Consider the following 22,477-nt stretch of genomic DNA (forward strand, 5'->3'; position numbering starts at 1 on the left):
GCCGTTGCGGTGATGTCTTTTCATCTATTCATCTGTCTCTCTTTTCAGGAGGCGGTCGAGACCGGGGCGCATATTCCCGGCACGGCCAAGATTTCATCATGTTTGATCGTTTGATGCTTTTGCTGGCCTGGATCGCGGCCCTGCTGTTTGTCGCAGCGGGTGTGATGCTGACCTATGAGGTCGTGGCCCGTTATTTCTTTATTCGTCCCACCATCTGGGCGGCAGAGCTTTCGCAGCTTTGCCTGATCTGGGGATCGTTGCTTGGCATGCCATGGGCATTGGCGGCACGGCGGCATATTTCCGTCGATGCGGTGACCCGGCTTTGCAAACCATCGATGCGCCGTGTGCTTGAAATCATCGCGATGGCGGTGGTTCTGGTGTTTTCCGTGATGGTGACGGTCAAGGGCTGGGAAATCTTCCTTGAGAGTTTCGAGCGCGGCCGCACCAGCGGCACGATGCTTGACCTTCCGGCATGGGTTGCCGAAATCCCGGTCGTGATCGGTTTTGCGCTTCTGGCTGTTCAGGCCGTCATTGAAATTGTCGGCGTGATCCGCGGCAAGGATATTCCGGAAGGGGCGCACGAATGACGATTATCCTGACACTTGCGGCAATGTTCGCCTTGCTGCTGATCCGTGTGCCGGTGGCCTTTGCGCTGGGCGGGCTTGGCCTTGCCATGCTGATTCTTGGTGGCTTTTCGCCGCTGATGGCACCGCAGGCGATCCTGTCGACACTGGATGGTTTTATCCTGCTGTCGGTGCCGCTGTTTTTGCTGATGTCCAATATCCTGCTGCGTGCAGGGGTCGGTAACGACCTGTTTGCCGCGGTCAGTGCGTGGGTCGGTCATTGGCCGGGCGGGCTTGCGGTGGCAACCATCCTTTCGTGTGGCGTGTTTGCCGCGATTTCGGGATCATCGGTGGCAACCGCAGCCACGATTGGCACGGTCGCCATCCCGGAAATGGTCCAGCGCGGCTATAACAAGCGTTTCGTCTATGGCCTGATGGCGGCGGGCGGCACGCTTGGCATCCTGATCCCGCCTTCGATCCCGATGATCATTTATGGCTTCGTGACCGAAGAATCCGTGATTGCGCTTTTCCTTGCCGGGGTCGGGCCGGGCATTGCGTTGCTGTTGCTGTTTATCGTCTATTCGATGATCTATGCCCGGTTTGGCGGGCAGGAACGTGAACCCAAACGCGGCTGGGATGAGCGCAAGCGCGCCACGTTAAAGGCGCTGCCTGCCGTGCTTCTGGCGGTGCTGATCATATCGGGGATCTATTCCGGGGCCTTCACCCCGACCGAGGCCGCGGCCATCGGTTTTGCCGCTGCCCTTCTGATTACGGCAGCGATGCGGGTTCTGACCTGGAAGGCGTTGAAGCTTGCGATTTTTGATACCATGGCGACCACGGTTGCGATCATTCTGATCATTGCCGGGGCGAAGGTATTTGGCAAGGCGATCACGCTGTATCGCATCCCGCAGGATATCTCGATGATGATCAGCCAGGGGATCGATACCGAACTTGGTTTTATCCTCGTCGTGACGGTCGTATTGCTGATCATGGGGCTGGTATTTGAAGCACTTTCAATGGTGCTGATCATGACGCCGGTTCTGTTGCCCGCAGCTTTGGCACTTGGCTTTGATCCGATCTGGTTCGGGGTCTATATGGTGATCATGGTTGAATGCGCGCTGATCACGCCACCGGTGGGGCTTAACCTTTATGTCATTCAGTCGGTGGCGAAAACGCGATTGGGCGAAGTGGCGCGCGGCGTGTTGCCGTTCCTGCTTCTGATGTTCCTGACCGCAGCCATTCTGTATGTCTGGCATGATCTTGCCCTGTATATCCCCTTTAAAATGTGACGCTTATGACCAAACAAATCTCTCCTGCCGATAAACTCCGTGCGCTTCTGGCGACTGGCGATCTGATTACCATGCCGTGCTGCTTTGATGCGCTGTCGGCCAAGCTGATCGAACAGGAAGGCTTTGGCCTGACTTTCATGTCGGGCTTTTCGGCTGCAGCATCGCGGATCGGCGAACCTGATCTTGGCCTGATGTCTTATGGCGAAGTTCTTGATCAGGCGCGCAACATCACTGATGCGGTTTCGATCCCGGTGATCGGTGATGGTGATACCGGATATGGCAATGCGATGAATGTGAAACGCACCGTCACCGGATTTGCCAAGGCAGGCTGTGCCGCGGTGATGATCGAGGATCAGCTTGCGCCCAAGCGTTGCGGCCATACCAAGGGCAAGGAAGTTGTTGGCCGGGACGAGGCATTTGATCGTATCAAGGCCGCCGTTGATGCAAGGGAAGCCGGGGCGGATATCCTGATACTCGCGCGGACCGATGCCCGTCATCAGCATGGTTTGAGCGAGGCGATTGACCGGGCCGCGAAATTTGCCGAACTGGGTGCTGACATATTGTTTGTCGAAGCCCCGAAAACCGTCGCGGAAATGCGTGAACTTTGTGCGGCCCTGCCGGGGCCGAAAATGGCCAATATCGTCGAAGGCGGGGAAACCCCCGATCTGACCCCCGAAGAACTGACCGATATCGGCTATCAGATTGCGGCCTATCCTTTATCGCTTATGGCAGCCGCCATGAAGGCGATGGTTGAAACCCTGCAATTTATGAAGGCCGGGAAGCCACGCACCGATATGCTGATGGATTGGGGCCAGTTGCGCAATCGCATCGGCTTTGATGCCTATTACGAGGAATCGGAACGCTACGCGACCTCGAAACGCGGGTAGGGCAAGCGTTCATCTGATTGTCGGTCAAACGGCGCGCGGGGGGATTCTCGCGCGCCGTTTTGCATTTTAGTCCGGAATGCGGGCAATGACCTTGATTTCAAAATCAAACCCGGCCAGCCAGTTGACCCCGATTGCGGTCCAGTTCGGATAGGGGGCTTTTGGGAAAACGTCACCCTTCACCTTCATGATCGTTTCAAACTGGTTTTCGGGATCGGTGTGGAAGGTCGTGACATCGACGATATCGTCAAGCGTGGCTCCACCAGCCTTGAGCGTTGCTTCAAGATTGTCGAATGCCAGACGCACCTGTGCCTCGAAATCCGGTTCGGGCGAACCGTCAGAGCGGCTGCCGACCTGACCGGAAACGAACAGAAGATCGCCCGATTTGATCGCGGCGGAATAGCCGTGTTCGGCATAAAGGGCATGTCGGTTGGCCGGGAAAACGGCGTTGCGCTGTGCCATGTGGATTTATCCTTTTATCCGGGTGTGCAGTTTCACATACGATGCGTATATAAAACTCAGATACATTGCGTATGTCAAGTTTTATATACGTGGCGTATGTGGAATGATATGTGTCGGGTAATTGATCAGGGAGGTTCGCAATGGCCGCACGGCGTCGCCAGAAAACGATGGAAGAAAACCGCGAAAAGCTGATTTCGGCGGGGCGAAAGGCGTTTGGAACGCAAGGCTTTGCCGCGGCGTCGATGGATGAATTGACCGCATCGGTTGGCCTGACGCGGGGCGCGCTTTATCACAATTTCGGCGATAAAAAGGGGCTGCTTGCGGCCGTTGTCGCGCAGGTCGATGGCGAGATGGCTGCGCGGGCGCGGGCGGCCAGTGCCAGCGCCGGGGACGGGTGGCAACAGCTTCTGGCAGAGGGGGCGGCCTATATCGCGATGGCGCTTGATCCCGAGGTGAGGAGAATCGTGCTGCTTGACGGGCCAGCCATTCTTGGCGATCCGTCACATTGGCCAAGCCAGAATGCCTGCCTTGAGGCCACCAAAGAAGCGGTCGAAAGGCTGATTGCCGACGGGGTTATGAAACCGGTCGATACCGATGCCGCTGCCCGGCTGCTGTGCGGGGCGGCCCTGAACGCGGCGTTATGGGTTGCGGACAGTGATGATCCGAAGTCTGCTTTGCCCAAGGCGGTTGATGCCTTCAGCCTGATGGCCGAGGGGTTTCTGGTCGAAAAGCGCTAGTTTCCTGACCCTGGTTTCCTTGGGCAGTTAGTCCGCAACATCATCATATCGAGTTTGTTGTACCGCTGACTGGATGCCCGCCTTCGCGGGCATGACGTTTTGGGGTCTTCACAAACCTATCCGTCACTCCCGCGAAAGCGGGAGTCTATGGTGCCGCGGGTCCTGTGCCGAGGCAGGGAGCGCGCGCACGGGATTCCCGTTCCGGTTTTGCCGGGAAACTGGCACTATCGCGCAAATCCGGCATGACGGGGCAAGCCACCAGCCACCATACATTCCGAGGACGCGATGGAATATGTCCCCTATCTTCTGACCGCCTATGCGATTTTTGCCATGGCGGTGATGTCGCCCGGTCCGAATTTTCTGGCGGTGACAAGTGCCTCGATGACGGTGTCGCGCCGTGCGGGATTGGGCATTGCGCTTGGCATCGGTACGGGCACGATCTGCTGATCGACGATGACTGTGCTTGGGCTGACCGCGATTCTTGCCGCGTCCGAGGAACTGGCGATTGCCCTTCGCTGGATTGGCGGTGGGTATCTGATCTATATGGGGTTCATGGCGCTACGCAGTGCTTATAAAAGCCGGGGGCAGGGGCTTGAGGTGCCCGTGTCGGACGCGAAGGCGGATCGCCCGTTATGGCGCTATGTCCGGCGCGGACTTCTGGTGCAGATGAGCAATCCCAAGGCGGCCCTTTTCTGGTTTTCGATCATGTCGATTGTACTGCGTCCCGATGCGCCGGGCTGGGTCGGGCTTGCGATTGTGCTGGGCACGACAACGTTTTCATTTGGCTGGCATCTGGTGCTGGCGTGGTTCTTTTCAACCGAAGCCGTCATGCGCGTTTATCGCCGCGCCTATCGCGCCATTCAGGGGGTGATGGGGACGGCATTTGTTTTGCTGGGCGGGCGTATGATCGCGAATTGAGAAGCCAAGCCGATCAAAAGAAAACCCCGCAGCCAAAAGGCGTGCGGGGTTTTCTTTTTAATGGTGCCGGCAGAGAGACTCGAACACTGTTCCAAAAACCTGATAAACACTTGATTTGTAAACAAATTAGCGTCTGACACTAGGTAAACTGGTACACAAAACTGGTACACATTTCAATCAAAATGGTTTGGGTGCTGGCTGTAAATCTCTATCTCTGGTGACATCTTCCATCAGTTTACTATTAAGATTTACAGGTGTGTCAGACCCTATAGAGACACTAGGTTTTTTCTGTTTTCTGTCAGATTTCTTATCTGACATTCTGCCGATTTTCGGAGTTTCATACTTTGCCATAGGAGACTCAGGTTTTGGTGGTTCCGGCTTGGTTGGTTCTGTCTTCTGAGTTTCAATATCAGTTTTTGTGGGATTAAAGATTTCATTCTCTAATTCATTAGAAGTAAACTTATACATAATTTTTTGGTCGTCTGACATATTGTCAATTTCGTTTAAATCATCTAAGTCTTTTTGATTGATTTTAGATTCATCTTTGAAAATAGATTTAAAGAATTTTGAAATATTTTTTAATAAATTATTATTATTTTTAATTTCATTTTTTATTTTGAAAATATTTTCCGAATTATTAATATCATTTAAAATTTTAATTTCTGAAAATGTCATTAATTTATTCTCTTGTATATTTCTTTCATCAATCCTTTCAGGCTTGATATTTCTTTTTTCTGTTCGTCTATTTTGTGATTCATTTGAACCATTAGTTCTATCATCTCGTCGATTTTGTTTGGTCCCTCTTGGGGTTGAACGAGTTCTAATATTTCTGTTGTGTCCTTCTTTATGTCTCTTGCTGTTATTTTCATAATTATTTCCTTTCATAAATTGTTCAAAGTCTGATTTTTTCATTTTTAAAAGTCTGTTTGCAGAGCCAATAAAGGTTCCATCTTTCTCAATAATGTGGGCTTTTTCGCCCATTTTTATCTGGTATCCAGATTCTTTTAACCCTGCTTCAAATGACTGATAGTTATCTGACCTTGAGTGGATATCTTTAATCTCAATTTTTGATTTAGGTAAGTCAATTCCTTGTCGTTTCGCTATCTGTAAATCATTAGAAGAGTAGGCCGCTTTGGGTCTTGGTTTAGTTGCATGAACTTCTAACATAATTTCTGATAATTCTTTGTATTTTTCATCATTTTCAAGGGCATGACCTACAGATTTATTGTGTTTCCCTGTAGTGATTTCATGTTTGAAATCATATTCACACATTCTGCTAATCTTCTCATTTCTCTGATAAGCAAACTTATTGTCCAGAGTTTTTCCTGAGAAACGTTCTGGAATAACTAAATGAATGTGTTTGTTATCTGAGCCATCAGCTAACTTTTTTGAGTGACCTACTGCAAAATAAGGGCGGTCTTTTGCACCATATTCTTCCCTTATTTTATCAATCGTTTCAGACATTTGTTTATTGGTCCACTTTTGACCAGGATTGATAGAAAAATGTCTAAGGGAATACATAGTTTTATCTTCATCAGCAAACTGATGAAATGTTTCAAAATCAGATTCGTCGCCGTGCAAAACCTTAATGACTTCATTGTCTTCTGGTTTATTGAGAAGGTGATTTGTTATATTTTTGGTTCCACTTTTTGTTTTGATACGAGTTGATTTTATAATCATAGTTTTTGTTTAATCTCTTCTAATAAAGTTTGAATATTTTCTAAGTTTTCAATGTCTCCTGTTTGATGAGCATGTCTCGTTAACTGATTAAGGTTATTTCCAATTGACTTTATTTGAGAGAGAATTCGTTTTGTTTCTACAAGTTGTAAGTTATTATTTAAAATAGATTCATTCTTCAAAGCAATTTTGATAACTTCTCTGAGCCATCGACTTTTGTTGTATCCTAATTCATCAGAATTTTTTGAAATGTCGTTGAACATTTTTTCTGTTAATCTTAAATGTAAATATCGTGGGTAGTTATTTGTCTCCATGTTGTTTTTCCTTTTTGTTATTAATAGTAATTGATGTTTGTTAATTCGTCTGTGTCCATTACTCCGTAAAGTGTCACCAAACCTGACGGGAGATTTATGATTACGTTTCCGTCTAGGTCGTAATCTAATGATGAATTATTAGGGATGTAGATAGAGTCAGTGCCAGGAATATAATCCACGACCTGATATGTTCCGGTATCTGAGAAACGATAGGAATGAGGTTTTTCAGGATTGGAAACGACACCTTCGTTTTCACATGTAAACTCTTCACAGTGTGAGAGAGGTGGCTCTGGCTCCGTTGGTGCGGATGGCAAAACGGTTTCATTTTTGACATGGATGATTCCGTTAGATTTATATCTAAAGACATATTCCTGTGCGGACGCTGTATTTGTCAACATTGCACAAAAAGTTAGTGTAAAAATTATATATAAAAAATTGTGTTTCATTCTTAACATTCGAGGTTCCTTATTCTTAGGGGGTCAAGCGGGGATGAAATCCCCCTGCCAGTTCTCCCGAAGTGCGTAGCACGAAGGGAAGGGCTGGCTATTCTAATAATGAAACTCATTATACATTATATTAGGAACATGTCAAGTATAAAATCATTGTAAAACAATGGCTTACATGTGCTTAAACTTATCCATGCCATGCAGCAAAATGACCCCATTTGAGTCAAGTTTTTGCGGAATGGTGTGGGTAAGTTTTTCAGAGTTAATTGTTACGACAAGTCGTAAGTTTCCCGCTCCAAAACCCAATGTGAAACATTGGGGATAGAACTTTCCCCTGGGGGAGAGTTCGTTTGAAATGGGAGAGGGGGGAATAATGAAGATCTCTTTTTATATAAAAAAAATTAGGTCATCACATATGAAAAATGTTTTAATCCCGATTCTGACTTCCAATATATTCATATATGGCATCTAAAATCGGGTCATCTTCCACTATAATCTCTTCTCTTGGATAACTAGGATTAAGTGTAACCGTAAGCCCATCATCAGTCTGATTATCTAATTCATCTTTAGATATAATTCGCCATTCAACAGGTCTGAAATCTAGTTTGGTTTGTGTGCCTGATTCAGTGTCTAAACAGATAAGGATATCTGGTTTTTTATACTCTTCATTATACATATTTAATGCTGTGATATAATCAACCTTAAATGTATATCTGACGTTATCAGAAAATGCACCTAATTGCTCTAAAGCTGTTTTCCAGTCTGCATTTTTGAGTGAATCCCAAACTTCGCCCAAGCCTCCGGCTGGTCGTTCTTTCTGTTTATATATTAAACTCCATATTCCGATTGTGCTTTTGATTCCTATGAATCCGTATCTTCTGATTCTTCTTGAACTCGCCCATGCGCGATGTCGGTCAAAGTTGTTTAGGTGGTCTTCGTCCACTTTTTTGTCTGTCTGAGTGTCAGTCTCTTCTAAGTTCAATGTCTTCTGAAGGTACTTGTTCACATAGATAACAGACCCTTTATAATCATTGAGATACTTGAGATTGACAGAAACTCCTTCCTCTATATCTCTGTGCTGATTTTCTTCAGTTTCAGGGAAATGATACCTAAAACAATAGATTGCCTCATTGACATCAGCAGGATGTATATAAAATAGGCCGTGCCTATGTGGGGTTCCGTCTTTATGTCCTTCTGTGACATGAAACCCAAAAATACGAACTCCTTTTTTGGCTAATAGAGAACGAACTAGGGTCCATCTTTCTTGCATAGCAATTCGCTGTTCAAGCGGACCATAAGTGTCATCATATTTATCTGAAACTGGATGGTACTCAGGCGGGAGAGTGAATGTTAGGAAGCAAGGAGTATATCTTAATTCCTCTGCCTTCTCAGCCATGCCCAGGAGTTGGGCATACATCATAGATTGTTTGGATTTTAGCTTGTTTCTTACAATTTCTGATAACTGAACTTTGTCACCATCTTGATTGATGATGTAGTTATCAGCGAGGAACTTTTTGTTCCCTGCACACATTTGTTTATATAGCTTCAAGGTGTGTTTTGATACGAAAGGTGTCTTGCGTTTTGCAAGCCTGAGAATATTGCTAATCCATTCTGAGATTTCGTAGACTTCTCGTCTGAGTTTGCGTTTCCAATGCCTTGGACATTCTAATCTGAGATTTCTCTCATCGTCATCGAGATATCTATGTTTGTGCCTGTAGAGTGCTGCAATTGACTCAGCTTGCTCTCTTAAATCATCCTGATTTTTGCCAACCAATTCGAGTGTGATTTCGTCAAACTTCTCTAATTTTTTGAGTATTTTATATAATTCAAAAGTGCCTGTGATTTTTTTAAATTGTAAGAATATTAGTAGGTCAGCTTCTCCCCATTTATAATCAATATGGGATGTTGAGATTTCAAAACGTTCTTTGAGATGAGATATATAATTGATATCTAATCCGGTGATTTTAGAAAGGGCGTACCTAATGTCTTTTTTAATGAGTTCAGGTAGAAACTCGAACTTTCTCACTATCTGATTGATAGTGTCTACCTTATGTCTATAGATATTTTTATCTATCTCAAAAAATCTCATATCAGGATTTTTAGATATGAAATCTCTGTATTGTTCATACTCAGATTGTGTCTCAGATGTGAGTTTATCCAGAGTTTCTAAGGTTCTTTTTTCTTTATATAGAAAGTCTGTGTTTAACTCTAAATCTGATGTATCCCCTTGATTGCCAAGAAACTGGCAAGGGACAGCATAGCTAAAATTTCTTATTTCTGTTGGTGTTGCATCTTCAAAAATTAACATAAAAAAAGCCTCCGATATTTTTTTTGTCGGAAGCGATTTTCTCTATTGACTTTTTTCTAAATTAGTATATGATAATCTTTATTAAACCCACAGATTAATGAAAAAAGAGTTAGAGTTAAAAAATGTTTTCCCGACATATTTAACTCTTTTTTTATATAATAATTTATTAATATTGTCAATAGTTTAATTGTAGGAACATATTCCTACGTTCTTATTAAAGAAAACCCCACCTGAAAAGGCGGGGTTTTCTTTAATCTCACTGTTATTCGGGTTTTATATAGGAAGCTACTAGCTTTCCTCTGCCCTTAATTTCTTCAACTGTTCTATTAATCCCCTTAGTTGGTGCTTTTAGCCAGTCTTCTACGAGATTTGCAGGGGCACCGGCGTTGAGAGATAAAGCCTTTACAATTTCTTCTAGGTTTTCAATTTTGTTTCTTAGCATTTCAATTTCAAATGAAAGATGATCATCTTCAGTTGAGTTGGGGTCTAGCGTTTTTGTTGGTTTGTATTCCGACATAGTATTTTCTCCTATCCTACACATATAGATGAGACAACTCTAAACCTTCATACTTGAGTGTCAAAACTCTTTCTGATTGTATTTTTTTTATCAGTCCATCGTTGTATGTCTTAGCCATTCTAAGATTTTTCTCGTTTCCTTCGTGTCCCATAGCCATAGAAATGGTTTCGGAATCTACTCCAGATTCAACCAGTTTGTTTCTAAAGCTATGTCTGAAACTGTGAACAACGATATTTTTTCTGAGTGTTCCTTGTTCTTTAAAAGATTCAAAAAGTCTCAGGATTCTGCGGCTATCATAAGTTTTAGTTTTCTCATTATATGAAATATCAAACAGATATTCTTCTGGGTTTTTTGACTGTTTCAGTCGTTCTTCGACATACTTGAGTAGTCCGATTTTTTGGAGTTCGTCGTGAACTGGAACAAGCCGATATGACGATACTGTTTTCAGTGATTTATCATTCCCTGTTAAATCAAAATGAAGAATCCCATTGTGTTCAACAATATCTTTTAGTTTTAATTGTCCAAGTTCTCCAAATCGAAGTCCAGAAAACAACAGAATCAAAGGGCCGTAGTAAACTAAATCTTTGTGTCGATTTGTGAAGTTTTCACTATTAAAAATAGTGTTTAGTTCTTCAATTGAGAAAGATGGCCTTTTTTCTTTTCGTTTTATATGTTTTTCTTTTGTTGTTAAGTCACTGGTCATATCATCAAATATGTTAAAGTCAACATAACCTTGTTTTATGCCCCACTTAAAAAATGGAACTAAAACAGCTAAATGTTTTTTATTGAATGTTGTTTTTGATACGGTATCTCTTTTTAGTTTTTTATTTTTTTCTAAAACTTCGGATACTTTTGTTGTCGCAAAATACTTTTTCCAATTGGCCGGATATTTTGGCAATTCGAGAATTGTATTGCGATACAGATTTGAATCACTTCTTTTGTATTCAATAAGATTTTTATCTTCACAGATTTCTATAAAGAATCTTAAAACAAGTTTATGGAAGTTATAAAAAGCAGGTGTTATTTCCGACTTTTTTTCTTCCATGAATTCATGAAAACGCTTGGAGAAAAGGTTTACAGAATCCTCTTTTAGAGGATTGTTTTCAGAAACCGCTTTTTTAGCAATTATCCTATCTTTTACAATTCCTTCCATCTCTAAGTCAGCAATTTGAGATGTTTGTTTATCAAGTTGTTCTTGTTTCTTCATTAATCCAAGTTTTTTTGATTGAATGATTCTTTTATTTTTACGAAACAAATCAAACAACATCTCTTTAGTGACTTCTTCGTCTGACATTCTTAAATCCTGGAAAAAGTTGACAAGCTGATACGATACCTTAGCAGCCTGCTGCTTGGCTTCAACTGGATTTGGTGTTCCAAGGGACACTTTATATATGGGCGAGGGAAAAAGGTGCTGTAAATCGCTAGGGATGCGCTTTCTGAAATAGTAGCGACTTCCACGGCGGAATACATTTGTGCATAGAGACATTTGTTGGGACTCCTATGTGGTACACATAGTGTTCATGAGTCCCAATTTCGCCCTAAAAAACCCTTTTAAAACAAAGGGTTAATAGGGGAAATGGTGCCGACAGAGAGACTCGAACTCCCAACCTTCGAATTACAAATCCGCTGCTCTACCAGTTAAAGCTATGCCGGCGTGGGCGGCGCGAAACATAGTCCGGGATGCGCGCGATTGCAAGCCTTTGATGCAGGGAAAATCGCATCAAATTTTGCGGCATATTTTCCCTGCTTCTGGCGGTGCCCTGGCTGCTGGGAATCCTGGCTTTGGGCCTTGTTCCTAGCGGCGATACAGCTCGTACAGGGCAACTGCTGCCGCGTTGGACACATTGAGGCTTTCGATGCGGTCCGACATCGGCAGTTTGACGAGGAAATCGCAATTTTCACGCGTCAGGCGGCGCAGGCCTTCGCCCTCGGAGCCCATGATGATGCCGACCCGGCCCTTGAGCTTGGCTTCGGCCAGTGTTTGTTCGGCATAGCCATCCATACCGGCCAGCCAGAAATTCGCACCTTTAAGTTTCTCGATGGTCTGGCTGAGATTGCCCGCGTGAATATAGGGCACGGTTTCAAGCGCGCCGCTGGCCGATTTTGCCAGAACACCGGTTTCGGGAGGGGCGTGACGGTCGGGCACGATGACGGCAGCCGCACCAAAGGCCGCCGCACTGCGGAGAATCGCGCCGACATTGTGCGGGTCGGTGACCTGATCAAGGATCAGGACCGTGCATTGTTCCTCGTCCCTTGTGTCGGCAATCAGTTCTTCGACCGAAATCTGGGGCAGGGGGGCGCAATGCATCGCCATGCCCTGATGGACGGTGCCCGGCGGCAGCATTTCATCCAGATCGGTGCGCCCGGCTGCGTCGAGCTGGACATCGGTGCGTTCGGTATCGGCAAGGGCGGCGACGATTTCGTCGCGTACGGCTTCGGACGCCCAGATTTTGTGAATCGTGCGTTGCGGATTGTAAATCGCGTTCAGAACCGGGTGACGACCAAATAGAATCAGGCGCGATGCCCCACCGGCATTGCCGCCGTCACGACCGCGTTTTCGTCCGCGACGCGAATTGCCATCGCGTTTATCATCGTCTTGCGGGAAGCTGTCGCCCGGACCCGTCCCGGTCGAACGGTTGGCAGAACGTGAATTGTTGCGACGCGACATAATGGCGGAAACCTCCGGACGGTAAGGGTGTGAATGCTGTTTGTTTCGCTTTGGAACGAAAGCACGGGGAACATATAGGAAAGGAAATACGATTTCGTGTTTTTTTTGCTGTTGACAAGGAAGGGCCCTGCAACGTATTCCCTCCCTCGCCGAACGAAGCCGGGGGCAACCCCGACAACGTTTTGACCCTGATGGAGGGGTGGCAGAGCGGTCAAATGCAGCGGACTGTAAATCCGCCGACTTAGTCTACGCAGGTTCGAATCCTGCCCCCTCCACCATTCTCTCGCCCTCGCGAGAGCTCGCAATAAAAAATATGCGGGTGTAGCTCAATGGTAGAGCAGAAGCCTTCCAAGCTTACGACGAGGGTTCGATTCCCTTCACCCGCTCCAGATTTTATATGATCCCGTCGGCTCGTGCGGTGGGTTCTTACGTGTTTTTTTTGGTTCGGATTAGGATCTGAGTGTAATGGCTAAAGAAAAGTTTGCGCGTACAAAACCGCACGTGAACGTTGGCACCATCGGCCACGTTGACCACGGTAAAACCACGCTGACCGCAGCGATCACCAAAGTTCTCGCAGAGAGCGGCGGCGCATCGTTCCAGGACTACAGCATGATCGACAAAGCGCCGGAAGAGAAAGCTCGTGGTATCACGATCTCGACCGCGCACGTCGAATATGAAACGGCGAACCGCCACTATGCGCACGTCGACTGCCCGGGCCACGCTGACTATGTCAAGAACATGATCACCGGTGCGGCACAGATGGACGGCGGCATTCTGGTTGTTTCGGCAGCAGACGGCCCGATGCCGCAGACCCGCGAGCACATCCTGCTTGCGCGTCAGGTTGGCGTTCCGGCCCTCGTCGTGTTCATGAACAAGGTTGACCAGGTCGATGACGAGGAACTCCTCGAACTCGTCGAAATGGAAATCCGTGAACTTCTGTCGTCCTACGACTTCCCGGGCGACGACATTCCGATCGTCAAAGGTTCGGCTCTTGCTGCCCTTGAAGGTCGTGATGACGCGATTGGCAAAGAAGCGATCCTGAAGCTGATGGAAGCTGTTGACAGCTACATCCCGGCACCGGAACGTCCGAAAGACCGTCCGTTCCTGATGCCGATCGAGGACGTGTTCTCGATCTCTGGTCGTGGTACGGTTGTGACCGGTCGTGTTGAAACCGGTATCGTCAAGGTTGGTGAAGAAGTCGAAATCGTCGGTATCAAAGACACCGTCAAAACGATTGTCACCGGCGTTGAGATGTTCCGCAAGCTGCTCGATCAGGGTGAAGCTGGCGACAACATTGGCGCGCTGCTGCGCGGCACCAAACGTGAAGACGTCGAACGTGGCCAGGTTCTGGCGCATGTCGGCTCGATCAAGCCGCACACCAAGTTCACCGCAGAAGCTTACATCCTGACCAAGGATGAAGGTGGCCGTCACACGCCGTTCTTCTCGAACTACCGTCCGCAGTTCTACTTCCGTACCACTGACGTCACCGGCTCGATCGAGCTGCCGGCAGGCACGGAAATGGTTATGCCGGGCGACAACGTCCAGATGACCGCGACCCTCATTGCACCGATTGCAATGGACGAAGGTCTGCGTTTCGCAATCCGTGAAGGCGGTCGTACCGTCGGCGCGGGTGTTGTTGCGAAAATCATCGAATAATTTTTGAAGATTTGCACCATTGGGTGCTTGATCTTTGATGTGCGGGCGGATATAAGCCGCCCGCACACCCTGCCGCCCGGGCAGGACTGTGTCGGAAAGACCTGAAGAAATTCAACTTTCTGATTACCTTGTAGGAGTGTAGCTCAGTTGGTAGAGCATCGGTCTCCAAAACCGAGGGCCGTGGGTTCGAGTCCCTCCGCTCCTGCCATTTACCCGGGTCCTGGAATTGAATTTTTGAAAGCGGTGTAACCCCGACAATGGCTAAAACGTCGCCGGCACAATTCGTACAGCAGGTTCGCACCGAGGCCAAAAAGGTCTCGTGGCCGTCCCGCAAGGAAACAACCGTTTCGACCATCATGGTTTTCGTCATGGTGGCCTTGGCGTCTGTTTTCTTTTTTGTTGTCGATCAGCTTCTCGCCTGGGGCGTTCAGTTGATCTTTGGTGTCGGGGGTTAAGTCATGGCGCATCGCTGGTACGTTTTGCACGTCCATTCGGGTTTTGAGAAAAAAGTCGCCCAGTCGATCCGCGAGCAGTCCATCAAGAAAGGTCTTGAGGGCGAAATCAAAGAGGTCCTGGTTCCGACGGAAGAAACTGTCGAGGTTCGTCGCGGTGCGAAGGTCAATGCCGAGCGGAAGTTTTTCCCCGGCTACGTGCTGCTGAATATGGACCTGACAGATGAGAGCTGGCATCTGGTGAAGAACACCGCCAAGGTCACCGATTTCCTTGGCAGCCGTGGCAAGCCGATGCCGATTTCCGAAAAGGAAGCCCAGCATATTCTGCATCAGGTGCAGGAAGGTGTCGAGCGTCCGAAGTCGACCATCTCGTTCGAGGTTGGCGAGGAAGTCCGTGTTTCCGACGGTCCGTTTGCATCGTTTAACGGTGTCGTCGAAGGGGTTGATGAAGAACGTTCGCGCCTTAAGGTGTCGGTTTCGATCTTCGGTCGTTCAACCCCGGTCGAACTGGAATATACCCAGGTCGAAAAGCTTTAACGAGCTTATCAAGTGAAGTTTCTGTCTGCGTGATGCAGGCAGTTTTTAAAGCGCGGGAGGTCAGCCATGACCGTACCGCGCGCTTCTGTAATGAGGTACTCTAATGGCGAAGAAAATCGACGGCTATATCAAGCTGCAGATTCCCGCCGGCAAAGCCAACCCGTCGCCGCCTGTCGGCCCGGCTCTTGGTCAGCGCGGCGTGAATATCATGGAATTCTGCAAGGCGTTCAACGCAGCGACCCAGCAGATGGAACCAGGGATGCCGATTCCGGTCGTCATCACCGTTTATTCCGACCGTTCCTTCAGCTTTGTCACCAAAACCCCGCCGGCATCCTACTTCCTGAAAAAGGCAGCAGGCATTCCGAAAGGTTCCGGTACGACCGGTAAAGGTTACATCGGTAAAGTGACCAAAGCACAGGTCAAGGAAATCGCGGAAGCCAAAATGGCTGACCTCAACGCATTTGACGTTGAAGGCGCGATGTCGATGATCGAAGGTTCTGCCCGTGCTATGGGCCTCGAGGTTGTGGAGTAAGACGATGGCCAAGACTGGTAAGCGCCTTGCCCAGGCTTATGAGGGCATCGACCGTAACACCCAGTACGAACTGACCGCAGCGGTCAAGCTCGTCAAGGATGGTGCAAAAGCGAAATTCGACGAAACCGTTGAAATCGCAATGAACCTTGGTGTTGATCCGCGTCACGCAGACCAGATGGTCCGTGGTGTTGTTTCGCTTCCGCATGGTACCGGTAAAACCATGCGCGTCGCCGTCTTCGCAAAAGACGCCAAAGCAGAAGAAGCCCAGAAAGCTGGTGCGGACGCTGTTGGTGCTGAAGACCTGATGGAAGCAATGCAGAAAGGCGATCTGAACTATGATCGCGTTATTGCAACCCCGGACATGATGGCTGTTGTCGGTCGTCTCGGTAAGGTTTTGGGCCCGCGCGGCCTGATGCCGAACCCGAAACTCGGCACCGTGACCATGGATGTTGCCCAGGCTGTTTCCGATGCCAAAGCTGGCCAGGTTCAGTTCCGCGCTGAAAAGAATGGTATTGTCCATGCCGGTATCGGCAAGGCATCCTTCAGCGAAGAACAGCTTGTTGAAAATGCCAAGGCATTCGTTTCTGCGATCGTCAAAGCAAAACCGACAGGCGCAAAAGGTGTATACCTTCAGCGCGCTGCCATCAGCTCGACCATGGGCGCTGGCGTGAAACTGTCGATTGCGGATATCGCATCGAAGTAATTCAAGAATTCTGACCGGTCGCATGCGGCCGGTCAGGACCGGAGAGGGTTGCAAGATCCTCTCTACCTGTCTGTCCCAGACTGCAGGTGAACGGTATTTGCCGTTCTTAATCTCCTGCATAGGCAGAGGTTCCGGTTTTTAGTTTTCCCCGGTTAACGGGGCATCACAAAAGGCTTGGACATCTGGCAAACGGACGGGCGTCACAGACCGGTTCGAAAGGACTGGTCACGTCTGTGAACCCCCCATGGGGTTCAGGGCAATAAGCAATGTCGGAGACTTAAAGTGAACCGCGATGATAAAACACAGTTCGTAGCAGAAATGCGCGAAGTGTTCGAAGGTGCGGAAGGCGTTATCGTTACCCAGTACAAAGGGTTGACGGTTGCGGAAATCACCGCTCTTCGTGCGCAGATGCGTGATGCTGGTGCGGGCTTCAAGGTCACCAAAAACCGGCTTACGCGACTTGCTCTGGAAGGCACCAAATTTGCTGGTCTTGCAGACCACTTCACCGGCCCGACCGCGATCGCCTATTCGGCTGATCCTGCGTCGGCTGCGAAAGTGGCCTCAACGTTCGCAAAAGCCAATGACAAGCTCGTTCTTGTTGCTGGCGCCATCGGTGAACAGATTCTGGACGAACAGGGCGTTAAAGCTCTGGCAGAACTGCCGTCGCTGGACGAACTGCGCGCGAAACTGGTGGGTATGATCCAGACCCCGGCACAGCGTATCGCTACGCTGACCTCCAAGCCGGCGGCCCAGATTGCCCAGGTGCTGAAGGCATACGCCGACAAAGGCGAAGCCGCGTAACCCAATTTACCAACTTATCCAAGTTCAAGCCTAGGAGTTTATACAAATGGCCGATCTTAAGGCACTCGTTGAAGAGCTTTCGAAGCTCACCGTTATCGAAGCTGCAGAGCTTTCCAAACTTCTCGAAGAAGAGTGGGGCGTTTCCGCCGCTGCTCCGGTTGCTGTTGCTGCTGCTGGTGGCGCTGCTGCCGGTGCTGCTGCTGCAGAAGAAAAAACCGAATTCGACGTTATCCTGGCTTCTGCTGGTGACAAGAAAATCAACGTCATCAAAGAAGTTCGCGCAATCACCGGTCTTGGCCTGAAAGAAGCCAAAGACCTGGTCGAAGGCGCACCGAAAGCTGTTAAAGAAGGCGCGTCGAAAGACGAAGCCGAGTCGATCAAGAAGCAGCTTGAAGAAGCTGGCGCAACCGTCGAACTCAAGTAATCGACGGCTTCTTGCCAAGGTTTGGGTCGGCGGCCTTCGGGTCGCCGACCTATCCGTCTCTGCGGTGCGGGCAATGGGTGTCCGGACTGTCGGGACGCGAAAAGGAAATTTACGGTTGACGCTGCCAAAGGTAATCGTACATAACGTAAGGCCGTTTAGGTCAGAGGTTATCTTTGACGGCGTCGACAGCCGAGGGATCAGTGATCTCATTCATGTTGGATGTCACATAACATCCACGGTCATAATCAAGTGAACGCCCGCCCCGTACGGGGCTCGGGCGTCGTTGTGCTGTATGCTTTCTGCATAATGGCACGGGGACGAACGAGTTACGACGGTGTGGGGAGGCGCGATTAAAGGAACGATGATGGATAAGTCCTTTACCGGTCGAAAGCGCATCCGCAAGAGCTTTGGACGGATCAGCGAAGTCGCTCCGCTCCCGAACCTGATTGAGGTTCAAAAGAATTCTTACGACAAGTTTTTGCAGACTGGTACCCCGCAGGAGCAGCGGGACGATGCCGGCCTCCAGGAAGTGTTCAAGAGCGTCTTTCCGATTAAAGATTTCTCAGAGCGCGCAACCCTCGAATTTGTGTCGTATGAGCTGGAGCAGCCCAAATACGATACCGAGGAGTGCCGTCAGCGTGGCATGACCTTTGCCGCGCCGCTGCGCGTGACACTGCGTCTGGTTGTCTGGGATATTGACGAAGATACCGGTGCACGTTCGATCCGCGATATCAAGGAACAGGACGTGTATATGGGCGATATGCCGCTCATGACCGAACACGGTACCTTTATCGTGAACGGCACCGAGCGTGTTATCGTCTCGCAGATGCACCGCTCGCCGGGCGTCTTCTTCGACCACGACAAGGGCAAAAGCCACAGCTCGGGCAAGTACCTGTTTGCTGCGCGCGTAATCCCGTATCGCGGGTCGTGGCTGGATTTCGAATTCGACGCGAAAGACATCCTGTATGTCCGCATCGACCGTCGCCGCAAACTGCCGGCGACCACGCTGCTTATGGCTCTTGAAAACGAAGAGTCCCAGGCCCTGCGTGCACAGCGTGCCGAAGAAGGCCGCTCTGTCGATCCGTCGGAAATCGAAGGCCTGACGCCTGAAGAAATCCTCAACTATTACTATGAGTCGGCAGAATACCGCCGCACCAAGGATGGTTGGGTAACCGATTTCAATGCAGATCGCTATATCGGTCAGAAGCTGGTCTTTGACCTGCTTGACGCCGATAGCGGTGAAGTTGTTGCCGCCGCCGGCAGCAAGATCACCAAGCGTTCGGCAGCCAAGCTGGTCGAGCAGGGTGTCAAACACATCCTGGTGCCGGAAGAACAGCTTAACGGCTGGTTCATGGCAGAAGACCAGATTGACGGCGAAACCGGTGAAATTCTTGCCGAAGCCGGCCACGAACTGACCGAAGGTGTGTTCGAGCAGCTTAAAGAATGGGGTGTCGACACCGTTCGTCTGCTGATGATCGATCACAACAATGTCGGTGCGTATCTGCGCAACACCATTGCACTGGACAAGAACAGCAACCGCGAAGAAGCCCTTGTGGACATCTATCGCGTCATGCGCCCTGGCGAACCGCCGACCATCGAGGGTGCGGAAGCCATGTTCAAAGGCCTGTTCTTTGATGCAGAGCGTTACGACCTCTCGGCTGTTGGCCGTGTGAAAATGAATGCGCGCCTTAATCTGGAATGCCCGGATACGGTTCGTGTTCTGCGTCGTGAAGACATTCTGGAAGTCGTCCGCGTTCTGATCGATCTGAAAGACGGTCGTGGCGAAATCGACGATATTGACCATCTTGGCAACCGTCGTCTGCGTTCGGTCGGCGAGCTGATGGAAAACCAGTTCCGTGTTGGCCTGCTGCGTATGGAACGTGCGATCCGCGAGCGTATGAGCTCGGTCGAGATCGACAACGTTATGCCGCATGACCTGATCAATGCGAAGCCGGTTGCGGCTGCTGTTCGTGAATTCTTCGGCTCTTCGCAGCTATCGCAGTTCATGGACCAGACCAACCCGCTTTCGGAAATCACCCACAAGCGTCGTCTTTCGGCACTTGGACCGGGCGGTTTGACCCGTGAGCGTGCAGGCTTTGAAGTTCGTGACGTTCATCCGACCCACTATGGTCGTATCTGCCCGGTCGAAACGCCGGAAGGTCCGAACATTGGTCTGATCAACTCGCTGGCGACCTTTGCCCGCGTCAACCAGTACGGCTTCATCGAAAGCCCGTACCGCAAGGTTGTCGATGGCGTGGTTACCCCTGAAGTCATCTATCTTTCGGCCATCGAAGAAGGTCGCTATGTCATTGCACAGGCGAACGAACCGCTGACCAAGGAATTCGGCTTCGAGAACGAACTGATCAACACCCGTAAAGCCGGTGACCACTATATGGCCCGCTCCGAAGAGATCGACCTTATGGACGTCTCGCCGAAGCAGCTCGTATCGGTCGCATCCGCGCTCATTCCGTTCCTTGAGAACGATGACGCGAACCGCGCACTGATGGGGTCGAACATGCAGCGTCAGGCGGTTCCGCTGATCCGTTCTGAAGCGCCGTATGTCGGTACCGGTATGGAAGTTCCGGTGGCACGTGATTCGGGTGCAACCCTGATCGCACGCCGTGATGGTGTTGTTGAATCCGTTGACGCGACCCGTATGGTTATCCGCGCAACCGGTGACATCGCCGCATCGGAATCGGGTGTCGATATTTACACCCTGCTGAAATATCAGCGTTCCAACCAGGGTAGCTGCATCAACCAGCGTCCGCTGGTGAAGGTGGGCGATGTTGTCCAGAAGGGCGACATCATCTCGGATGGTCCGTGTACCGATATGGGTGAACTGGCTCTGGGCCGTAACGTGCTGGTCGCGTTTATGCCTTGGAACGGTTACAACTTCGAGGATTCCATCCTTCTGTCCGAGCGTATCGCACGTGATGACGTTTATACCTCGATCCATATCGAGGAATTCGAAGTCATGGCCCGCGATACCAAGCTGGGTCAGGAAGAGATCACCCGTGACATTCCGAACGTCGGTGAAGAGGCGCTCAAAAACCTCGACGAGGCGGGCATCGTTTACATCGGCGCGGAAATCAAACCGGGCGATATCCTTGTCGGTAAAGTGACGCCGAAGGGCGAAAGCCCGATGACGCCGGAAGAAAAACTTCTGCGCGCCATCTTCGGTGAAAAAGCATCCGACGTCCGTGATACCTCGCTGCGTGTCCCGCCGGGACAGTTCGGTACGGTTGTTGAAGTCCGCGTGTTCTCGCGTCGTGGCGTTGACAAGGACGAACGTGCCCTGGCAATCGAACGTTCCGAAATCGAACGTCTTGCAAAAGACCGTGATGACGAACGTGCGATCCTGGAACGCAACTTCTATGGTCGTCTGAAAAACCTGCTGCTTGGCCAGACCCTGGTCGACGGACCGAAAGGTCTGAATGGCGAGATCACCGAAGACGCCCTTTCGGGTGTTGCACGTGGTCTGTGGCGTCAGATTGCCGTTGCTGATGACAGTGTCATGTCCGACATCGAAGCTCTGAAGAAACAGTTCGAAGAATCGATTGCTGTTCTACAGGCTCGTTTCGACGACAAGGTCGACAAGCTTCAGGCTGGTGATGAACTGCCGCCGGGCGTGATGAAGATGGTCAAAGTCTTTGTTGCGGTTAAGCGCAAGATGCAGCCGGGTGACAAGATGGCCGGCCGTCACGGGAACAAGGGTGTCGTATCGCGCATCATGCCGATGGAAGACATGCCGCACCTCGAAGATGGTACGCCGGTCGATATCGTTCTGAACCCGCTTGGTGTTCCGTCGCGTATGAACGTCGGCCAGATCCTTGAAACCCATCTTGGTTGGGCGTCACGTGGTCTGGGTGAACAGATCGGCGAGCTCGTCGATGCTGTTGCCGATGGTCGTGCCGAGATGGACAGCCTGCGTGGCAAGCTCAATGAAGTGTACGAGGACGAACAATACGTCACCGGCATTAAAGAGCTGAGCGATGGCGATGTCATCGAGCTTGGTAACAACCTGCGTCGTGGTGTGCCGATGGCCACCCCGGTCTTCGACGGTGCACGTGAGCCGGATGTGGTTCGCATGCTCGAAAAAGCCGGGCTTGATGGCTCTGGTCAGGTCGATCTTTATGATGGTCGTACCGGTGAGAAATTCCATCGCAAGGTGACCGTGGGCTACATCTACATGCTCAAGCTGCATCACCTGGTTGACGACAAGATCCATGCCCGTTCGATTGGTCCGTACTCGCTTGTTACCCAGCAGCCGCTGGGTGGTAAGGCACAGTTCGGTGGCCAGCGTTTCGGGGAGATGGAAGTGTGGGCACTCGAAGCTTACGGTGCTGCCTACACCCTCCAGGAAATGCTTACTGTCAAGTCGGACGACGTTTCAGGCCGTACCAAGGTCTATGAGGCGATCGTTCGTGGCGAAGACACCTTCGAGGCGGGCATTCCGGAATCCTTTAACGTTCTCGTTAAAGAACTTCGGTCGCTTGGTCTCAATGTCGAGCTTGAGCAAGACGACGTTTAAGAGCTTGGCGGGCGGGTACCATTCGGGTAACCCGTCCGCCATCAAGCATCTTTCGGCC

22 protein-coding genes, 4 tRNA genes and 1 pseudogene are annotated in these 22,477 nt (G+C 49.8%); 17 read left to right on the forward strand and 10 right to left on the reverse strand.

Features of this window, described 5'->3' with window-relative positions; genetic code table 11:
- Positions 1-98: 98 nt before the first annotated feature.
- Genes ABIE64_RS01900 through ABIE64_RS01910 form a run of 3 tightly spaced genes read left to right on the forward strand, consistent with a single transcriptional unit; the run spans position 99 to position 2,739 of the window.
- A complete protein-coding gene (locus ABIE64_RS01900; protein ID WP_354376490.1) occupies positions 99-587 on the forward strand; it encodes a TRAP transporter small permease in 489 nt (162 codons plus the stop codon).
- Positions 584-1,852 (forward strand): TRAP transporter large permease, encoded by a 1,269-nt coding sequence (locus ABIE64_RS01905; RefSeq protein WP_354376491.1) that lies wholly within the window; start codon positions 584-586, stop codon positions 1,850-1,852. Before ABIE64_RS01900 ends, ABIE64_RS01905 begins: the two co-directional genes overlap by 4 nt.
- Before the next feature lie 5 nt (positions 1,853-1,857).
- The gene (locus ABIE64_RS01910; RefSeq protein ID WP_354376492.1) at positions 1,858-2,739 is read left to right on the forward strand and encodes an isocitrate lyase/PEP mutase family protein; all 882 of its coding nucleotides are present in this window, start codon (positions 1,858-1,860) and stop codon (positions 2,737-2,739) included.
- 66 nt (positions 2,740-2,805) lie between these two features.
- Here the strand turns inward: ABIE64_RS01910 and ABIE64_RS01915 are convergent, their stop codons facing one another.
- Positions 2,806-3,198, reverse strand: coding sequence for a RidA family protein (locus tag ABIE64_RS01915; protein WP_037992441.1), 393 nt, complete (start codon positions 3,196-3,198; stop codon positions 2,806-2,808).
- Positions 3,199-3,338: 140 nt separating this feature from the next.
- Here ABIE64_RS01915 and ABIE64_RS01920 point away from each other — a divergent pair, with 140 nt between their 5' ends.
- The 3 genes from ABIE64_RS01920 to ABIE64_RS01930 all read left to right on the forward strand — a co-directional run bounded on the left by ABIE64_RS01920 (position 3,339) and on the right by ABIE64_RS01930 (position 4,853).
- Positions 3,339-3,935 (forward strand): TetR/AcrR family transcriptional regulator, encoded by a 597-nt coding sequence (locus tag ABIE64_RS01920; RefSeq protein WP_354376493.1) that lies wholly within the window; start codon positions 3,339-3,341, stop codon positions 3,933-3,935.
- 285 nt (positions 3,936-4,220) lie between these two features.
- Positions 4,221-4,382, forward strand: a complete 162-nt coding sequence (locus tag ABIE64_RS01925; RefSeq protein ID WP_354376494.1) for a hypothetical protein — start codon at positions 4,221-4,223, stop codon at positions 4,380-4,382.
- 6 nt (positions 4,383-4,388) lie between these two features.
- Complete coding sequence (locus ABIE64_RS01930; protein ID WP_354376495.1) at positions 4,389-4,853, forward strand: LysE family transporter; 465 nt, start codon at positions 4,389-4,391, stop codon at positions 4,851-4,853.
- A 177-nt stretch (positions 4,854-5,030) separates the two neighbouring features.
- Here the strand turns inward: ABIE64_RS01930 and ABIE64_RS01935 are convergent, their stop codons facing one another.
- The 9 genes and pseudogenes from ABIE64_RS01935 to rlmB form a co-directional block, all read right to left on the reverse strand.
- Complete coding sequence (locus ABIE64_RS01935; RefSeq protein ID WP_354376496.1) at positions 5,031-6,533, reverse strand: relaxase/mobilization nuclease domain-containing protein; 1,503 nt, start codon at positions 6,531-6,533, stop codon at positions 5,031-5,033.
- Positions 6,530-6,844 (reverse strand): plasmid mobilization relaxosome protein MobC, encoded by a 315-nt coding sequence (gene mobC, locus ABIE64_RS01940; RefSeq protein ID WP_354376497.1) that lies wholly within the window; start codon positions 6,842-6,844, stop codon positions 6,530-6,532. The genes ABIE64_RS01935 and mobC overlap by 4 nt, the downstream gene beginning before the upstream one ends.
- A 20-nt stretch (positions 6,845-6,864) precedes the next feature.
- Positions 6,865-7,299 carry a hypothetical protein gene (locus tag ABIE64_RS01945; protein ID WP_354376498.1) on the reverse strand — a complete coding sequence of 145 codons (435 nt, stop codon included), beginning with the start codon at positions 7,297-7,299 and terminating at the stop codon, positions 6,865-6,867.
- A 418-nt stretch (positions 7,300-7,717) separates the two neighbouring features.
- Entirely contained in the window at positions 7,718-9,598 is a 1,881-nt protein-coding gene (locus ABIE64_RS01950; protein WP_354376499.1) for a replication endonuclease, read from the reverse strand.
- Positions 9,599-9,860: 262 nt separating this feature from the next.
- Entirely contained in the window at positions 9,861-10,115 is a 255-nt protein-coding gene (locus ABIE64_RS01955; RefSeq protein WP_354376500.1) for a hypothetical protein, read from the reverse strand.
- Positions 10,116-10,131: 16 nt separating this feature from the next.
- The gene (locus ABIE64_RS01960) at positions 10,132-11,409 is read right to left on the reverse strand and encodes a tyrosine-type recombinase/integrase (protein ID WP_354376644.1); all 1,278 of its coding nucleotides are present in this window, start codon (positions 11,407-11,409) and stop codon (positions 10,132-10,134) included.
- 9 nt (positions 11,410-11,418) lie between these two features.
- A pseudogene (locus ABIE64_RS01965) lies at positions 11,419-11,601 on the reverse strand (DUF6538 domain-containing protein); the annotation flags it as partial.
- A gap of 91 nt (positions 11,602-11,692) precedes the next feature.
- Positions 11,693-11,769 (reverse strand) — tRNA-Thr (locus ABIE64_RS01970).
- A gap of 141 nt (positions 11,770-11,910) precedes the next feature.
- The gene (rlmB, locus tag ABIE64_RS01975; protein WP_071240401.1) at positions 11,911-12,783 is read right to left on the reverse strand and encodes a 23S rRNA (guanosine(2251)-2'-O)-methyltransferase RlmB; all 873 of its coding nucleotides are present in this window, start codon (positions 12,781-12,783) and stop codon (positions 11,911-11,913) included.
- 193 nt (positions 12,784-12,976) lie between these two features.
- Here rlmB and ABIE64_RS01980 point away from each other — a divergent pair.
- The 11 genes from ABIE64_RS01980 to rpoB all read left to right on the forward strand — a co-directional run bounded on the left by ABIE64_RS01980 (position 12,977) and on the right by rpoB (position 22,419).
- Positions 12,977-13,061 (forward strand) — tRNA-Tyr (locus ABIE64_RS01980).
- 37 nt (positions 13,062-13,098) lie between these two features.
- Positions 13,099-13,172, forward strand: a tRNA-Gly gene (locus tag ABIE64_RS01985).
- A gap of 76 nt (positions 13,173-13,248) precedes the next feature.
- On the forward strand, positions 13,249-14,439 hold the full coding sequence (gene tuf, locus ABIE64_RS01990) for an elongation factor Tu (protein WP_040059651.1): 1,191 nt from the start codon (positions 13,249-13,251) through the stop codon (positions 14,437-14,439).
- A 132-nt stretch (positions 14,440-14,571) separates the two neighbouring features.
- A tRNA-Trp gene (locus ABIE64_RS01995) sits at positions 14,572-14,647 on the forward strand.
- A 49-nt stretch (positions 14,648-14,696) separates the two neighbouring features.
- A complete protein-coding gene (gene secE / locus ABIE64_RS02000; protein WP_007092435.1) occupies positions 14,697-14,894 on the forward strand; it encodes a preprotein translocase subunit SecE in 198 nt (65 codons plus the stop codon).
- Positions 14,895-14,897: 3 nt separating this feature from the next.
- Positions 14,898-15,428 carry a transcription termination/antitermination protein NusG gene (gene nusG / locus ABIE64_RS02005; protein WP_071240402.1) on the forward strand — a complete coding sequence of 177 codons (531 nt, stop codon included), beginning with the start codon at positions 14,898-14,900 and terminating at the stop codon, positions 15,426-15,428.
- A gap of 103 nt (positions 15,429-15,531) precedes the next feature.
- Positions 15,532-15,960, forward strand: a complete 429-nt coding sequence (rplK, locus tag ABIE64_RS02010; RefSeq protein ID WP_007092433.1) for a 50S ribosomal protein L11 — start codon at positions 15,532-15,534, stop codon at positions 15,958-15,960.
- A 4-nt stretch (positions 15,961-15,964) separates the two neighbouring features.
- On the forward strand, positions 15,965-16,663 hold the full coding sequence (rplA, locus tag ABIE64_RS02015) for a 50S ribosomal protein L1 (protein ID WP_007092432.1): 699 nt from the start codon (positions 15,965-15,967) through the stop codon (positions 16,661-16,663).
- A gap of 282 nt (positions 16,664-16,945) precedes the next feature.
- Positions 16,946-17,464, forward strand: coding sequence for a 50S ribosomal protein L10 (gene rplJ / locus ABIE64_RS02020; RefSeq protein WP_007092431.1), 519 nt, complete (start codon positions 16,946-16,948; stop codon positions 17,462-17,464).
- A 46-nt stretch (positions 17,465-17,510) separates the two neighbouring features.
- Positions 17,511-17,888: a 50S ribosomal protein L7/L12 gene (gene rplL, locus ABIE64_RS02025; RefSeq protein WP_354376501.1), complete on the forward strand. Its 378-nt coding sequence runs from the start codon at positions 17,511-17,513 to the stop codon at positions 17,886-17,888.
- 364 nt (positions 17,889-18,252) lie between these two features.
- Positions 18,253-22,419, forward strand: coding sequence for a DNA-directed RNA polymerase subunit beta (rpoB, locus tag ABIE64_RS02030; RefSeq protein WP_354376502.1), 4,167 nt, complete (start codon positions 18,253-18,255; stop codon positions 22,417-22,419).
- The last annotated feature ends 58 nt before the right edge of the window (positions 22,420-22,477 follow it).

This window comes from Thalassospira sp. MBR-102 (assembly GCF_040549275.1).
GTDB classification, from domain to species: Bacteria; Pseudomonadota; Alphaproteobacteria; order Rhodospirillales; family Thalassospiraceae; genus Thalassospira; species Thalassospira xiamenensis.

Bases quoted from the DNA above. Each gene is read 5' to 3' on its own strand.
- ABIE64_RS01900 (WP_354376490.1), top strand. From the start codon at position 99: ATGTTTGATCGTTTGATGCTTTTGCTGGCCTGGATCGCGGCCCTGCTG.
- ABIE64_RS01905 (WP_354376491.1), top strand. From the start codon at position 584: ATGACGATTATCCTGACACTTGCGGCAATGTTCGCCTTGCTGCTGATC.
- ABIE64_RS01910 (WP_354376492.1), top strand. From the start codon at position 1,858: ATGACCAAACAAATCTCTCCTGCCGATAAACTCCGTGCGCTTCTGGCG.
- ABIE64_RS01915 (WP_037992441.1), bottom strand. From the start codon at position 3,198: ATGGCACAGCGCAACGCCGTTTTCCCGGCCAACCGACATGCCCTTTAT.
- ABIE64_RS01920 (WP_354376493.1), top strand. From the start codon at position 3,339: ATGGCCGCACGGCGTCGCCAGAAAACGATGGAAGAAAACCGCGAAAAG.
- ABIE64_RS01925 (WP_354376494.1), top strand. From the start codon at position 4,221: ATGGAATATGTCCCCTATCTTCTGACCGCCTATGCGATTTTTGCCATG.
- ABIE64_RS01930 (WP_354376495.1), top strand. From the start codon at position 4,389: ATGACTGTGCTTGGGCTGACCGCGATTCTTGCCGCGTCCGAGGAACTG.
- ABIE64_RS01935 (WP_354376496.1), bottom strand. From the start codon at position 6,533: ATGATTATAAAATCAACTCGTATCAAAACAAAAAGTGGAACCAAAAAT.
- mobC (WP_354376497.1), bottom strand. From the start codon at position 6,844: ATGGAGACAAATAACTACCCACGATATTTACATTTAAGATTAACAGAA.
- ABIE64_RS01945 (WP_354376498.1), bottom strand. From the start codon at position 7,299: ATGTTAAGAATGAAACACAATTTTTTATATATAATTTTTACACTAACT.
- ABIE64_RS01950 (WP_354376499.1), bottom strand. From the start codon at position 9,598: ATGTTAATTTTTGAAGATGCAACACCAACAGAAATAAGAAATTTTAGC.
- ABIE64_RS01955 (WP_354376500.1), bottom strand. From the start codon at position 10,115: ATGTCGGAATACAAACCAACAAAAACGCTAGACCCCAACTCAACTGAA.
- ABIE64_RS01960 (WP_354376644.1), bottom strand. From the start codon at position 11,409: ATGTCAGACGAAGAAGTCACTAAAGAGATGTTGTTTGATTTGTTTCGT.
- rlmB (WP_071240401.1), bottom strand. From the start codon at position 12,783: ATGTCGCGTCGCAACAATTCACGTTCTGCCAACCGTTCGACCGGGACG.
- tuf (WP_040059651.1), top strand. From the start codon at position 13,249: ATGGCTAAAGAAAAGTTTGCGCGTACAAAACCGCACGTGAACGTTGGC.
- secE (WP_007092435.1), top strand. From the start codon at position 14,697: ATGGCTAAAACGTCGCCGGCACAATTCGTACAGCAGGTTCGCACCGAG.
- nusG (WP_071240402.1), top strand. From the start codon at position 14,898: ATGGCGCATCGCTGGTACGTTTTGCACGTCCATTCGGGTTTTGAGAAA.
- rplK (WP_007092433.1), top strand. From the start codon at position 15,532: ATGGCGAAGAAAATCGACGGCTATATCAAGCTGCAGATTCCCGCCGGC.
- rplA (WP_007092432.1), top strand. From the start codon at position 15,965: ATGGCCAAGACTGGTAAGCGCCTTGCCCAGGCTTATGAGGGCATCGAC.
- rplL (WP_354376501.1), top strand. From the start codon at position 17,511: ATGGCCGATCTTAAGGCACTCGTTGAAGAGCTTTCGAAGCTCACCGTT.
- rpoB (WP_354376502.1), top strand. From the start codon at position 18,253: ATGGATAAGTCCTTTACCGGTCGAAAGCGCATCCGCAAGAGCTTTGGA.